This window comes from Natronococcus sp. CG52, from assembly GCF_023913515.1.
GTDB classification, from domain to species: Archaea; Halobacteriota; Halobacteria; order Halobacteriales; family Natrialbaceae; genus Natronococcus; species Natronococcus zhouii.
This window is the reverse complement of sequence record NZ_CP099391.1, coordinates 1,085,966-1,098,630: the sequence shown is the minus strand read 5'-3', so window position 1 is coordinate 1,098,630 and position 12,665 is coordinate 1,085,966. Positions and strand designations below refer to the sequence as shown.

Below are 12,665 nucleotides of genomic sequence, written 5' to 3'. Positions count from 1 at the left end.
CGAACGTCGTTACCGTGGATGAGGCCAATAGGTCTGCAGCCCACAGTTCAGGCATGGCACCGCCGACTATCGCCGACGAACCGATCGACGAAGAAAAATTAGACGAAGTCGTCGGAATGGCCGTCAACGAACTCGGAGCGGCCTATTACGCGCCACTGATCGTCATCGGCGACAGGCTCGGCCTCTACGAGGCGCTGGCCGATAGCGGACCACTCCTGCCCGCCGAGTTGGCCGAGCGGACCGATACCGTGGAACCCTACGTCACCGAGTGGCTCGCTGCGGGAGCGGCTGGCGGATACGTTACCTACGACCCTGAGACGGGCCGTTACAACCTCACGCCCGAGCAGGCGGCGCTGCTGGCCGACGAAGACAGCCCCGCGTTCATCGCTGGCGGGTTCCAGGGTCTAATGGGCTATCAGAAGAGCCTCTCGGAGCTCGAAGCTGATTTCCGGATCGGCGAGGGCGTGGGCTGGCACGAGCAGGACGAGGACGTGTGTCACGGCACCGAGCGCTTCTACCGGCCTGGCTATGAGACTAATCTCGTCGAGGAGTGGATCCCCGCGCTCGATGGAATGGACGGGAGGCTCAGGGCGGGTGCTCGCGTGGCCGATGTGGGCTGTGGTCACGGTGCATCGACGATCGTCGTAGCCGAGGCCTACCCCGATTCGGAGTTCGTCGCCATCGATTACCACGATCACTCGATCGAGGTGGCCCGCGAGCGAGCCGAAGACGCTGGTGTCGCAGACCGTATCAGTTTCGAGGTGGCGACCGCGAAGGAGTACAACGGGTCCGACTACGACCTCGTGATGATGTTCGACGCGTATCACGACATGGGTGATCCGGTCGGCGTGGCGTCACACGTCCGGGAGACGCTCGCCGACGACGGGGCGTGGGTGTTGGTCGAGCCGTTCGCCAACGATCGGGTCGAGGAGAACCTGAACCCGGTGGGCAGGGCGTTCTACTGCGCCTCGACGCTGGCCTGTATACCGAACTCGCTCGACCAGGGCGGCGACCCGGTCCTGGGAGCCCAAGCTGGCGAAGCGCGTCTCCAGAAGGTAATCACTGAGGGCGGGTTCACGCGGGTCCGTCGAGCGACTGAGACGCCGTTCAACCTCGTGCTCGAAGCCAGACCGTGATGACAATTCCACCCCAACTGTCGGCGGTTCAGCTCGTACTACCGAGCACGATGGTAGTGCTACTGGGTGTTCTGCTGGTCGCCCCGACGCTCGGCGGTCCGGACGGGTTGCTGGCACCGTTGGATTCGTTCCGCGCACTCGAACCGTACCTCGCCGACCGTCCGACCCTCTCTTCGACTCAATTGTCTGTAACGCGATCGATGCCTCGGTGAAGTCCGTGGACTGACACACGTCCGCTTCCTAACTCCGACGCTTTGTCCATCAGCCGCTGGATAAGATTCTTGCTTATATGGCCATACACGTCGATGGACTCGAGGTCGATGAACTCGCCGACCGGAGGGTACTTCGGGCCCGCAACCTCCATGTGTGACTCCAACGAGGCCTGATCAGCGTGCATATGCATAACGGTCATTCGACGGCCGTCGGCACTGAAGTAGACGTTGTACGCCAGTATCTCCGACTCGTTGGCCTCGACGAAATCCACCAACTCCCGACTCGTTCGACATCGTTCCCAGTCACATTCAACATACCGATGACACGCCGCTTCCGAACTATTCGACGGACAATACAGCATCTCCGCCGGCAGAGACGAGGAAGGGATCGGAGACGAGATCGCTCTCGTCCTTCGAGACAGCTGATGGGGAACAGTGAGCCGTATAAAGACGGTTCGGCTATCTTGATAAACGGCCGAACGGCGAACCGGTACATGAACGGCGAGTCGATTCACCAATAAGGAGGACGGAGTGCGTTCCGAACCCTCCGACTCCGGAACTGAGGACAGCAGAGATCAACCATTTGGTTCAAACTTGTTTTCGGCCAGTTCCGATGTTTCGAGAGTAAATTAGCGGATCGGAATCGTCCAATTCGACTGAGCGTTGCGCCAGCGTTATGTTGCTGTGCCGAGTGGTTTGCTCCGCCGAATCCCATGACGGAGGCGATCCGCGTAACGCGACGTGATGAACTCTCCTGAGCGTCTCGCAGAATGATGGGCGCTGCAGGATTTGAACCCGCGACAGCTTGGTCCGAAGCCAAGTACTCTGTCCAGACTGAGCTAAGCGCCCTCACCACGTTCGTTTCCGTCGGTTCCGTATAAGTCACTCGATTCTTATCCGTTCTGAGAGTCGTCAGCACACTCGAGCGAACCGAACCCCTCTCGATCACGCGTTCCCAGTCGGTGAAAATCAGCTCCGAAGGTCTTCGTAATCGAAATCGAACGGTCGGCTGTCCCATGACGGTGAACGAGACCTCGACACCCACTGGCGAGCAACCGAGAGACGCAACCCTCGAGTTGCGCACCGACGACGAGCGGGTCTGGACTGCCACGCCCGTCGACGCGTCCAAAGATGAGCGGGTGAGCGCGTGGCTCTCGGTCGCGGACGAAGACCTCTGTGATCTCGAGGCGTGGCGATAACGGCGGGCGTGATACGGAGCGGTGGCTGCGCGTCGCGGATCCCGTACTCCTCGTCGCCAACGAATCGCGGCGAACCGGTCGTTCGCTGGCAGATCGTACCGTTTAACCGCTCCGCCTGAGCAGATGCGGCCATGACAGCGGGGGAGACGCTCCGTGGATTGCTCGAGCTGACGCGGCCGGTAAACGTGATCGCCGCGAGCGTGCTGACGTTTATCGGCGCGTTCGTCGCCGGGGGCGTGATCACACATTCGCTCGAGGTGGCGACAGCAGCGGCAGCGACGGGGCTGGCGGTCGGTGCCGGGAACGCGATCAACGACTACTTCGATCGGGAGATCGACCGAATCAACCAGCCGGACAGGGCGATCCCTCGAGGCGCGGTCAGTCCGCGGGGAGCACTCGTGTTTAGCCTCGTGCTCTTTCTGGGCTCCGTCGGCCTGGCGCTGACCCTCCCCCTGCTGGCCATCGTGCTCGCGGGAATCAACCTCGTCGCGCTGGTCGCCTACACGGAGGTGTTCAAGGGGCTCCCGGGGCTCGGCAACGCCCTGGTCGCCTACCTCGTCGGGAGTACGTTCCTCTTCGGCGCCGCGGCCGTCGGCGAGATCGGACCCGCGGCCGTCCTCTTCCTGCTGGCGGCCGTCGCAACGCTGACACGCGAGATCGTCAAGGACGTCGAAGACCTCGAGGGGGACCGCGAGGAGGGGCTCAACACGCTTCCGATCGCGATCGGCGAACGACGCGCCCTGCTCGTCGCGACGGTGCTGCTCGTCGTCGCCGTCCTCGCGAGTCCGCTCCCGTACCTCCTCGAGTACTTCGGGACGGCGTACCTCCTGTTGGTGCTTCCGGCCAACGCGATCATGCTCTACGCGGCCTACGAGAGCTTCGAGGATCCGACGGCGGGACAGTCCCACCTCAAGTACGGGATGTTTCTCGCCGCCGTCGCGTTCATCGCCGGCCGCGCCGCCCTCGAGGCCGCTGCGATGGCCTGAGTACACGATTCGAGCGATCGACGGTCGACGACCGTTCGAATATCATGTATAATCAAAAGTATTATAACTAAGTTGGTGTATTTTCACACCAGACACTCGAGTCCGCAGCGGTTATAGCAGTTATCCGTCCAATAGCTGCGGAGAGAGTGAGTGAATGTCTGGTATGTATGAACTAGCAGACGTCCTTCCGGATACCGAAGTCGACGCCGGGACGAACGTGCTCGTCGCGGGTCCGCCACTGACGGGGAAGCGATCGATCGCCCTCAGCATCCTCGAGAGCGGTGCGAACCGCGGCGATGGATCGATCGCCATCACGACGAAAGACAGTGCCGACGTCGTTCTCGCGAAACTGCCGGAGGATGCCGACGTTGGCGTCGTCGATTGCGTGACGAAACAGCGCGGAGTCGGTGCCGTCGAGGACAACTCGCGGGTCAAGTACGCGTCGTCGCCGGTCGACATGACCGGGATCGGGATCAAACTCTCGGAGTTCCTCCAGGAGTTCTACGACCGACGGGAGCTACCGCGAAACCGCGTGCTCCTCCACTCGATCTCGACGCTGCTGATGTACTCGGACCTCCAGACGGTGTTTCGGTTCCTGCACGTCTTCACCGGTCGCATTCAGAGTGCGAACGCTCTCGGCGTCTACGTCATCGACTCGACGTCCCACGACGACCAGACGATGAACACCCTCAAACAGCTGTTCGACGCGGTCATCGAAGTCGACGAGGGCGAGGAAGCTACCCCCGAGATTCGGACGGCGGGCCTCTCGAGGTAACCATCCCCGGAGCCACACAACGTTTACCGCTGGCGACGATAGGTCTGCCATGCCAGTGAACGCGCCCGATCAGCTTCGGGAGATTCTCGCCGCCGAGACGATCGCCGTCGTCGGCTGCTCGAGTACGCCGGGGAAACCGTCCCACTACGTCCCGAGCTACCTCGTAGAACAGGGGTATGACGTGATCCCAGTCAACCCCCACGCCGAGGAAATCTTCGGCCGGCGCGCGTACGACGCGCTCTCGGACGTCGACAGGGAGATCGACGTCGTCTGTATCTTCCGGCCGAGCGAGGAGGTCGACGGTATCGTCGACGAGGCGCTCGCTCGTGAGGACGTCGACGCGATCTGGGCCCAGCAGGGGATCCGGGACGACGAGGCGGCTGCTCGCGCCGAGGAGGCGGGACGAACCGTCGTTCAAGACCGGTGTATGAAAGTCGACCATCGCCGACTCGTCGCATGATGGCGGCGATCACAGCGGAGCGCGATCGACGCGCGGTCGCACCCTCGAGTTGCTCGGGCACCCGCAAGAACTACACACAGATATTCGTAGGTTTACCTCCCCACCGACAGAGACTTATCGGCCAGAAGAGTACGGGAACATAGAATGTGTGAACGGTCTGGGGATTGTTCGAACGAAGAGACCTGTCAGCTCGTACTCAGGAACGAGCGGACGGGGATGGAGATGGTCGAGTATCACTGCAAGGCACATCTCGTCCTCCGGGTCTGGGAAGTCGAACAGGAGGATACGCTAGACGTTGTCGACGCCGAAAAATTATACCAGTAGACCGTCACGCTCCCCGCGGAAGGTCGCTGCGCTTCGCTACGACGTCCACTCCTCGAACGAGCGATAGATCCCCTTCGAGAGGTACCGCTCGCTCGAGTCGGGAAACAACGTCACGATCGTCTCGTAGGGCGTCTCGAGTTCGCCCTCGTCGATCCGTCGGGCGACGCGTTTGGCGGCCACGCTGGCCGCACCGGCGCTCGAGGCGACGAGGTGACCTTCCTCGCTGGCGAGCCGCTTGAGTTCGTCGTGAGCGTCCGAGTCGGCGACGGCCTGGATTTCGTCCACGAGTTCGGGATCGAACAGTTCGTTGGTCTCGGTGTCGTGCGTGCCGATCCCCTCGGTCTTGTACTCGTCTTCCTCGCGGTCCTCGTCGAAGAGTTCGCCGTACACTGAGCCCTCGGGCTCGACGGCGGTGACGTGGGTCTCGGCGTCCTGCTCGAGGGCGTAGCGGGCGATCCCCATCAGCGTCCCGGCGGTTCCACAGCCGGCGACGACGGCACCGACCTCGCCGTCGAGCGCCTCGTAGATCTCGGGTGCGGTCGTCTCGTAGTGTGCCTCCGTATTCAGGGGGTTCGAAAACTGCTGCGGGACGGCAGCGTCGTCCAGTTCCTCAGCGAGCTGGTGGGCGCGGTCGATCGCGCCGCCCATTCCGTCCTCCGTGGGCGTGTTGATAACCTCCGCACCGAGGGCGCTCATCAGTTGCTGTTTCTCGAGGCTGAACCGCTCCGGAACCACGAAGATCGCGTCGAGGCCGAGCTGTCCGGCTGCGATCGCGAGCCCGATTCCCGTGTTGCCGGCCGTCGGTTCGATCACCGTACCGCCGGCCGGCACGTCACCGCGTTCGAGCATCCGTTCGAGCATGTAGCGGCCGATGCGGTCTTTCACGCTCGCGCCGGGGTTGAACGACTCGAGTTTGGCGTAAATCCGGACGTTTCCGGGCGTTTCGTGGAGGCGGACGAGCGGCGTCCGACCGATCGTCTCGAGCACCGAGTCCACCGGTCGCTCGTGGGTCGTCATCGTGCTGGCAAATGTTGCCCCCATTGTTAGGTCTTGCTATCCGGTGCATTTCGCCGGACGGCCGCGCCGCTATCCGGGTAGGCGGTGGATCGGAAGATGTTCGTCAGCGGCTACTCAGCGGTCGTGTCGCCCGGGCTGGATTGCTCGTCGCGGTTCTCGGTGGCGTCATCTGCCTCGCCGCCCTCGCCGTCGAGTTCGGCCTGGTCGATCGCCGCGTCGGCGAGAATTTCCTCGCCGTCGATCCCCTGCTCCTCGGCGATCGCGAGCAGCAGTTCGCGCTGTTCGGTTAGCTGGTGGTCGTTCCGACGGACGGTCTCGTGAGTGTTCTCGACCTCGCCCTCGAGGTTGATGATACGCTGCTGGAGTTCCTGGACCTGCTTGTACATCGCTTCGGCCCGCTCCGACAGACCCTGGATCTTCTTTGCGGTGCTTCCAAGTCCCATGAGCGGCCTTTGGGGGCCATCCTAGTTGGGCCTTTTCCTCTTCTGCGACTACGGAGTGCCGCCGTCCGCGCGGCAGCGACCGGAGAGCGTCGGCCTCGACGACGTGCTCGAGGATGCCGAGAGCGAAGGGGAACCGGGAGAGATCGTCCCTTCCCGCACTACCGGTTCGCCGCGATCGCCGTCCAGCGGTGCCAAGTGTGGGTCCTTGCACTGTCCCCACCAAGAGGGATAGCCGTCCGCTGCAAAACCTGGATGTGACCGAATGATCGACGGCGACAGCGACGACGGATCGAACGCCCGGGGTGGGTAATGGTGGTTCGACTCACCTATCGAATTGCGGGCTACTTCGGTTCGCTACTACTCCTGATAAGCACGTACGCGTACGTCTACCACTGGGGAATGGCGACCCTCGAGAGCGAACCGCGAACGTGGTACCAGGCGCTCGAGGTGGTCTTTCACTCGATGACGACGACGGGGTACGGACAGGATGCACCCTGGCAAACCCTCGAGATGACGGCGCTGATGATGTTGATCCAGGTGACGGGCATCACCTACATCTTCGTCGCCGTCCCGCTGTTCGTCATTCCGTGGCTGCAGACGATCGTTCAGCCGACGCCGCCCGAGCACGTCAACGAACTCGAGGAACACGTCATTATCGTCGGCTACACCGATATCTGTGATACGCTCGTCGACGAACTCGAGGCGAGCGGGACCCCGTACGTGGTCCTCGAGGCCGACGAGAACCGCGCACAGGAACTCCATCAGGGTGGACTCACGGTTCTCCACGGCGATCCGAAGAGCGACGACGCGCTCGACGCGGCGCAACTCGAGGACGCGACCGCAGTCGTCGTCGACGCCACCGAACGCGAGTTCGTCAGGGCCGTCCTCACGGTCGAAAATCGTGATCCCGAAGCCTCGGTGCTCGTCCTCGTCACCGACCCGTCGCGGGCCCGGTACTTTCGCTACGCTGGCGTCGACGAGGTACTGTCGCCGAAACACCGGCTCGGAAAGGCCCTGGGCGACAGAGTCCGCAACGTGGTCAAGTCCGACCTCGGCGACGAGATCGAACTGGGCGAAGCGTTCGACGTCGTCGAGTTCCTCGTCGATCCGGACGCCGACCTCTTCGGCGAGACCGTCGCCTCGTCCCGCCGACTCGAACGGACTGGTGCGACCGTCCTCGGCGCGTGGGTTCGCGGCGACTTCGTCACGACGCTGTCCGAACGCGTCCGCATCGACCAGAACACTGCGCTGCTCGTAGCCGGAACCGAGTCGGAACTCGAGGCGGCTGCCGGCATGACGGGCTCGACGGGCAACCGCTACCGGACGGCAGACAGCCCCGTCGTCGTGATCGGCGCCGGACTCGTCGGACGGTCGGCGTACGGCACCCTCGAGCGCGCCGGGCTGGAGACCGCGGTCGTCGACCGCGAGGCCGGCGATCACGTCGACGTCGTCGGCGACGCGACGAACGAGGAGACCCTCCTCGAGGCGGGGATCGAGGATGCCGGAACGCTGGTGGTCGCCCTCGAGAGCGACGACGACGCGATTCTCACGGTACTTACCGCCCGCACGCTCAATCCGGCCATCGAGATCATCGTCGGGGCCAACACCGCGGATAGCGTGAATCCGCTACGAACCGCAGGAGTGGATTACGTTCTCGCACTCCCGAACGTCGCGGGGCGCATGGTCACTCTCCGGATTTTCGAACGCGAGGTCATGACGCTCGGAGACCGGCTACACTTGCGCCGGCTGGCAGCGCCCGAGATCGTGGGCGACGAACTCTCGACGGCGGCGATACGCCGGGAGACGGGGTGTACCGCCGTCGCACTCGAGCGCAACGGGGAGCTTCACACCGACGTCGACGGGGTGCGGTTCGGCGCCGAAGATTCACTCGTCGTTTCCGGGACCGACCGCCAGATCGCCCGGTTTCGGGAAGCCTACGGAATCGAACAGTGACCCGAACACCGCTGAACGACGGACACTCGTTCGTTCGTGATGGTGCGAAGGAAAATCCGTTTTCGAGGCGTACAGCCAGCTATGTCGGGTAATTCCGATTTCGATCCCGAGGACGCCGAGCAGAAGGAGATCGGCCGCGAGATGGTCGACCAGAGTACCGGTCTCGGCTCCGTCGCGGCACACCTCTACAGAGGCGAGATGGAACGCACCGTCGGATGGCGCGACCGACTCGACACCACCACCAACTGGGCGGTCACTGTCATGTCGGCGATCGTTGCGTACGCCTACTCCGGCGAGGTATCCCACGCGGTGATCCTCGCCGGGCTCATCATGGGCACCGTCTTCCTGTTCATCGAGGCGCGACGGTTCCGGGATTACGACATCTGGCGCTCGCGCGTCCGTATGCTCCAGGAGAACCTCTTCGCGAACGCACTCGACCCCTCCGAGGGCGTCGAACGCGACGCGTGGCGCGCGGAACTGAGCGGGGATTACCGCAATCCGACGCCGAACATCAGCTATCGCGGCGCGTTCAGCCACCGATTGCGCCGGGTCTACCTTCCACTGATGACCGCGATGCTGGTCGGCTGGGTCTTCCACATCTGGGCGTTCAATCCGGACGAATCGTTCCTCGAGAGCGCGTCGCTTCCGGGAATCGACGGCGTCTACGTCGTCGTCGCCGTCGCCGTCTACTACGTCACGTTGCTCGTCCTCGCCGTCCCGCTCTCGCGGAAGGAACGCGGGGAATCCGGCGCGGCGGACCACGGCGATCTCGAGTGAGCCCTGCCGTCGAGTCGAGCGAGAGCCGTCTCGAGAGGTCCGTTCGAGTCCGTCCTACCCGAGACTGACCGTCGTGCCCTCGAGCGATTACGGAGGCGAAAGGTCCTTAAGTCATAACCCGCTACGAGTAAGTGGATAGGTCGGGCAGTTTGGCCCTGCTCACTACCCGCGCTATGGTCATTAGCGGGGACCGAACGCCGCGGGCGTCCGGTCAGACCGACCGGGGCCCCGGGAGCCAACAGAGAAGCCTCGTCCGTCGGGGACAGCGGTCCACGATGGCCGTCCGCAGGGACGTCCCATCGTGGTTAGCCGGCGACAGCCCATCAGGCGCGGAAGCGAGCAGTGGACCGCCGGACACCTGTCGCTCGACGGGTCGCGGGGTGGAGAAGGCAACCGGGATTCCCCCGGGCGGAACGTCGGGCAACCGCGGCCCTCCACATTCATACTTCATACCGACGAAACCCCACAGAGCGGCCGCGCCGTTCGTTTTTCTCAATCGACGAGGGCGACTCATCCGATCGGGAGACGCATCGTCCCGGTGACCGCGGTCGGCGTCACCGGCCGCGCGTCGTGCCGACGAACTTTCGTTCCTTGCGTCGTCGAACCTCGCATGAGCGACGACGATCGCACGCTGCTGACGCGACGTCGTGCTCTCGTCGGCGGGGGATTCCTCGCGGTCGGCGGAGCCACGGCGTGGACGTTCCGTCCGGACCCGGTGAGCGACAGCGAAGGCTGGAGCGAACGCGCCCGTATGCCGACCAAGCGCGGCGAAATGAAAGGGGCCCGTCCTCGAGGACCGAATCTACGTCCCTGGCGGATTGACGGGGCTCGGAGACTCGACCGCCCGGACGGGCGTCTACGATCCGAACGCCGACGAGCGGGAGGGAGTTAGCTCGATGCCCGAACCGCTGAACCACCATGCTGCGGCAGCGCTGGACGGAACGCTCTACGTCGTCGGCGGGAACCGCGAGTTCGACGAGCCGCCCGAGGACCACGTCTTCGCGTACGATCCCGACGCCGACGCGTGGACAGAACTGGACCCGCTTCCCGAGGGACGCTGGGGGCACGAACTCGTCGCGTACGACGGTCGACTGTACGCTGTCGGGGGACGAACGACCGACACGCACGACTTACTGATCTTCGACGGCGAGGAGTGGGACCGCGGTCCCCCGATCCCGACGCCTCGCGATCACCTCGCCGACGAGGTCTTCGAGGACCGAATACTGGCCGTCAGCGGCCGCTGGGACGGTGAAAACGATCCGACGGTCGAGGCCTACGATCCCGAGGACGACGAGTGGGCGTCGATCGACGCGGAGCCGACCGCCCGCAGTGGCACCGCAGGGGCCGTCGTCGACGGACAGTTTCACCTCGGCGGCGGCGAGGACCCGTCGACGCTCACCGGCTGGACGACGGACGCCCACGAGGCCTTCGACGGCGAGGACTGGAGGGACGCGCCAGTCGTCCCGCTCCCGCTGCACGGCCCGACGGCGCTAACCCACGACGACGCCGTCTACGTCATCGGCGGCGCGTGGCGATATGGGCCCCTCTCCGTGACGGCCTGGAGCGATCGGACGTTCGTCTACGAACCCTGAACGGATCCGAGAGTCGTCGGCGCCCGAACGAGAGCTATCACGGAGCTCACCACTTCTCGAGAGAGCTGTCGCCTTCCAAGACGGGATCGCGAACCCACGTGGTGAGACCGACGCGTTCGTCGCCGGAGACGAATCTCCGAGTGCGTTCGTCGGATCCCGTCGAATCGATAGCGACTGTCCGCGCTCGGCCATCTTTGAAACCGCGTTCGAACCGGCAAAAAACGTTCCGCCGACGTCCGGAGTGCGCCTACTCGGCCGGCTGTCCGATCTGTTGGCGACCCTCGAACTCGAGTCCACCCTCGAACGTCCGGACAGGGTAGGGGATGTCGATCCCTTCCTCGTCGAACCGCTGTTTGACCGCGGTGATGTACTCGCCCCTGGTGCGGACGAAGTCCGCTCGCGAGGGGTCCGCGATCCAGATCCGTGACTGGAGGCCGACGTCGGAGTCGTTGAGTTCGGTCAGACGGACGGAGGGCGCAGGGTCGTCCATGATGTCCGGGTGGCGTTCGGCCTCTTCGATGATGACGTCGGTCGCCTGCTGAATGTCGTCGCCGTAGCCGATGCCGAAGACGAACTTCAGCCGGAGTTTCCCGCCGTCGACGGGGTTCTTGACGACGCCGCCGGTGAGTTCCGAGTTCGGTACCGTCAGCAGTTCGTTGTCGAAGGTTCGGACGCGAGTGACGCGGAGGCTGATGTCCTCGACGATCCCGGAGTAGTCGCCGCCGTCCCACTCGATCCAGTCGCCGATCCGGAACGGCTTGTCTGCGTAGATGAAGATTCCCGCGACGAAGTTCGAGATGACGTTCTGCATCGCCAGACCGACCGCTAGTGCCCCGGCCGCGGCGATGCCGGCCAGCGATACCAGGAAGTTCTCGAATCCGGCGAAGCCGAACGCGGCCGCGACCGCGACGAAGCCGATACCGAACTTCGTGAGCATCAACAGCGGATTTCGGGCGTGTTCGTCCAGACCCCGCTGATCGAACGCGCGATCGGCCAACGGCACGACGACCAGGCGGCCGATCGTCCAGACGACGACGAAGGCGACGACGAACCGGAGCGCCGCGATCACGCTCGCCGCGAGCGCCGCCGTGCTGAGTCCGTCGAGCTGTCCCAGTACCGAGCCGACGCTCATCGATACAGTACTGCCGTGTGCCCGCGGGTATCGACGAGTTCGGCGTTAACCTGGTCGGCGAGGTCGGCTGCCTTCTCCTCGGTAGAGCTACCGGCACGAGCCGCTCGCAGGAACTTCACCTTCACGAGGTCCTTGTCCGAGAGCTGATCGTTGAGTTCGTCGACGACCGACTCGATACCGCTCTTGCCGACCCAGACCGTGACGTCGAGGTCGTGGGCTCGGCGTTTGCGTTCCTCTTGATTCATAACCCCGCGTAACAGCGCGAGCGGTTTGAATCTTCGTAATACAGAATCTCCCCGCGTCGTGGGAGTTACACCGGTACCCTACTTCTCGTAGGGGTACCGCGCCTGGGCGCCGCAGTCGCAGGTCACGACGACGTGACCGTCCTGGAGTCGAACGCGAGCGTTCTTTCCCGGCCGAAGATACGCGTCACAGGAGTCGCAGGTGAACCGCCGAAACTGCCGCGGGAGCGTGAGCCGGTTTCGCTCCGCGACGCGGCGGGCGAGCCGGACGTACTCGCGGGCGCGGTCGTTCTCACCCGACGCAGCCGCCGCTCGAGCCAGTTCGTGGAGCCGTTCGATTCGCTCGGCGGCGACGTTCACGGGAACGTGTTTCACCGGTCGCCCTATTGGTGTTACGTTCCGGCGATGCGGCGGGCC

General features: G+C 64.1%; 15 protein-coding genes, 1 tRNA gene and 1 other RNA gene. 10 read left to right on the top strand and 7 right to left on the bottom strand.

Going from position 1 to position 12,665, the window contains the following annotated elements; translation table 11 throughout:
• Positions 1 to 53: 53 nt before the first annotated feature.
• On the top strand, positions 54 to 1,136 hold the full coding sequence (locus NED97_RS05725; protein ID WP_345781227.1) for a class I SAM-dependent methyltransferase: 1,083 nt from the start codon (positions 54 to 56) through the stop codon (positions 1,134 to 1,136).
• A gap of 178 nt (positions 1,137 to 1,314) precedes the next feature.
• Here the strand turns inward: NED97_RS05725 and NED97_RS05720 are convergent, their stop codons facing one another.
• Positions 1,315 to 1,620, bottom strand: a complete 306-nt coding sequence (locus tag NED97_RS05720; RefSeq protein ID WP_252489757.1) for a hypothetical protein — start codon at positions 1,618 to 1,620, stop codon at positions 1,315 to 1,317.
• 502 nt (positions 1,621 to 2,122) lie between these two features.
• Positions 2,123 to 2,197: transfer RNA gene (locus NED97_RS05715), tRNA-Arg, on the bottom strand.
• A gap of 167 nt (positions 2,198 to 2,364) precedes the next feature.
• Between NED97_RS05715 and NED97_RS05710 the strand changes: the two genes are divergently transcribed.
• From NED97_RS05710 to NED97_RS05690, 5 genes are all read left to right on the top strand, one after another.
• A complete protein-coding gene (locus tag NED97_RS05710) occupies positions 2,365 to 2,547 on the top strand; it encodes a DUF7511 domain-containing protein (protein ID WP_252489756.1) in 183 nt (60 codons plus the stop codon).
• A 131-nt stretch (positions 2,548 to 2,678) separates the two neighbouring features.
• Positions 2,679 to 3,533, top strand: a complete 855-nt coding sequence (locus tag NED97_RS05705; RefSeq protein WP_252489755.1) for a geranylgeranylglycerol-phosphate geranylgeranyltransferase — start codon at positions 2,679 to 2,681, stop codon at positions 3,531 to 3,533.
• Between the two features lie 163 nt (positions 3,534 to 3,696).
• Positions 3,697 to 4,308, top strand: coding sequence for an RAD55 family ATPase (locus tag NED97_RS05700; protein ID WP_252489754.1), 612 nt, complete (start codon positions 3,697 to 3,699; stop codon positions 4,306 to 4,308).
• A gap of 49 nt (positions 4,309 to 4,357) precedes the next feature.
• Entirely contained in the window at positions 4,358 to 4,768 is a 411-nt protein-coding gene (locus NED97_RS05695) for a CoA-binding protein (protein WP_252489753.1), read from the top strand.
• A gap of 144 nt (positions 4,769 to 4,912) precedes the next feature.
• Complete coding sequence (locus NED97_RS05690; RefSeq protein ID WP_252489752.1) at positions 4,913 to 5,092, top strand: hypothetical protein; 180 nt, start codon at positions 4,913 to 4,915, stop codon at positions 5,090 to 5,092.
• Between the two features lie 36 nt (positions 5,093 to 5,128).
• Here NED97_RS05690 and NED97_RS05685 read toward each other — a convergent pair whose 3' ends face one another.
• Both NED97_RS05685 and NED97_RS05680 read right to left on the bottom strand, forming a co-directional pair.
• Positions 5,129 to 6,109, bottom strand: coding sequence for a PLP-dependent cysteine synthase family protein (locus tag NED97_RS05685; protein WP_252490578.1), 981 nt, complete (start codon positions 6,107 to 6,109; stop codon positions 5,129 to 5,131).
• A gap of 110 nt (positions 6,110 to 6,219) precedes the next feature.
• The gene (locus tag NED97_RS05680; protein ID WP_252489751.1) at positions 6,220 to 6,552 is read right to left on the bottom strand and encodes a DUF5798 family protein; all 333 of its coding nucleotides are present in this window, start codon (positions 6,550 to 6,552) and stop codon (positions 6,220 to 6,222) included.
• A gap of 309 nt (positions 6,553 to 6,861) precedes the next feature.
• On the opposite strand from NED97_RS05680, the gene NED97_RS05675 reads away from it, so the two are divergent.
• The 4 genes from NED97_RS05675 to NED97_RS05660 all read left to right on the top strand — a co-directional run bounded on the left by NED97_RS05675 (position 6,862) and on the right by NED97_RS05660 (position 10,874).
• Positions 6,862 to 8,505, top strand: a complete 1,644-nt coding sequence (locus tag NED97_RS05675; protein WP_345781226.1) for a potassium channel family protein — start codon at positions 6,862 to 6,864, stop codon at positions 8,503 to 8,505.
• An 81-nt stretch (positions 8,506 to 8,586) separates the two neighbouring features.
• Positions 8,587 to 9,282 carry a DUF2270 domain-containing protein gene (locus tag NED97_RS05670; RefSeq protein ID WP_252489750.1) on the top strand — a complete coding sequence of 232 codons (696 nt, stop codon included), beginning with the start codon at positions 8,587 to 8,589 and terminating at the stop codon, positions 9,280 to 9,282.
• A 128-nt stretch (positions 9,283 to 9,410) separates the two neighbouring features.
• An RNA gene (gene ffs, locus NED97_RS05665) (signal recognition particle sRNA) lies at positions 9,411 to 9,723 on the top strand.
• A 377-nt stretch (positions 9,724 to 10,100) separates the two neighbouring features.
• Complete coding sequence (locus NED97_RS05660; protein WP_252489749.1) at positions 10,101 to 10,874, top strand: Kelch repeat-containing protein; 774 nt, start codon at positions 10,101 to 10,103, stop codon at positions 10,872 to 10,874.
• 247 nt (positions 10,875 to 11,121) lie between these two features.
• On the opposite strand, the gene NED97_RS05655 is transcribed toward NED97_RS05660, so the two are convergent.
• The 3 genes from NED97_RS05655 to NED97_RS05645 form a co-directional block, all read right to left on the bottom strand.
• The gene (locus tag NED97_RS05655) at positions 11,122 to 12,006 is read right to left on the bottom strand and encodes a mechanosensitive ion channel family protein (protein WP_252489748.1); all 885 of its coding nucleotides are present in this window, start codon (positions 12,004 to 12,006) and stop codon (positions 11,122 to 11,124) included.
• Positions 12,003 to 12,251 (bottom strand): YhbY family RNA-binding protein, encoded by a 249-nt coding sequence (locus NED97_RS05650; protein ID WP_252489747.1) that lies wholly within the window; start codon positions 12,249 to 12,251, stop codon positions 12,003 to 12,005. The genes NED97_RS05655 and NED97_RS05650 overlap by 4 nt, the downstream gene beginning before the upstream one ends.
• Positions 12,252 to 12,329: 78 nt before the next feature.
• Positions 12,330 to 12,608, bottom strand: coding sequence for a ribonuclease P protein component 4 (locus NED97_RS05645; RefSeq protein WP_252489746.1), 279 nt, complete (start codon positions 12,606 to 12,608; stop codon positions 12,330 to 12,332).
• Positions 12,609 to 12,665 lie beyond the last annotated feature (57 nt).

Excerpts from the sequence above, each read along its gene's own strand:
- NED97_RS05680 (WP_252489751.1), bottom strand. The coding sequence starts at position 6,552 with ATGGGACTTGGAAGCACCGCAAAGAAGATCCAGGGTCTGTCGGAGCGG.
- NED97_RS05675 (WP_345781226.1), top strand. The coding sequence starts at position 6,862 with ATGGTGGTTCGACTCACCTATCGAATTGCGGGCTACTTCGGTTCGCTA.
- NED97_RS05690 (WP_252489752.1), top strand. The coding sequence starts at position 4,913 with ATGTGTGAACGGTCTGGGGATTGTTCGAACGAAGAGACCTGTCAGCTC.
- NED97_RS05685 (WP_252490578.1), bottom strand. The coding sequence starts at position 6,109 with ATGACGACCCACGAGCGACCGGTGGACTCGGTGCTCGAGACGATCGGT.
- NED97_RS05700 (WP_252489754.1), top strand. The coding sequence starts at position 3,697 with ATGTATGAACTAGCAGACGTCCTTCCGGATACCGAAGTCGACGCCGGG.
- NED97_RS05725 (WP_345781227.1), top strand. The coding sequence starts at position 54 with ATGGCACCGCCGACTATCGCCGACGAACCGATCGACGAAGAAAAATTA.
- NED97_RS05705 (WP_252489755.1), top strand. The coding sequence starts at position 2,679 with ATGACAGCGGGGGAGACGCTCCGTGGATTGCTCGAGCTGACGCGGCCG.
- NED97_RS05655 (WP_252489748.1), bottom strand. The coding sequence starts at position 12,006 with ATGAGCGTCGGCTCGGTACTGGGACAGCTCGACGGACTCAGCACGGCG.
- NED97_RS05695 (WP_252489753.1), top strand. The coding sequence starts at position 4,358 with ATGCCAGTGAACGCGCCCGATCAGCTTCGGGAGATTCTCGCCGCCGAG.
- NED97_RS05670 (WP_252489750.1), top strand. The coding sequence starts at position 8,587 with ATGTCGGGTAATTCCGATTTCGATCCCGAGGACGCCGAGCAGAAGGAG.
- NED97_RS05650 (WP_252489747.1), bottom strand. The coding sequence starts at position 12,251 with ATGAATCAAGAGGAACGCAAACGCCGAGCCCACGACCTCGACGTCACG.
- NED97_RS05710 (WP_252489756.1), top strand. The coding sequence starts at position 2,365 with ATGACGGTGAACGAGACCTCGACACCCACTGGCGAGCAACCGAGAGAC.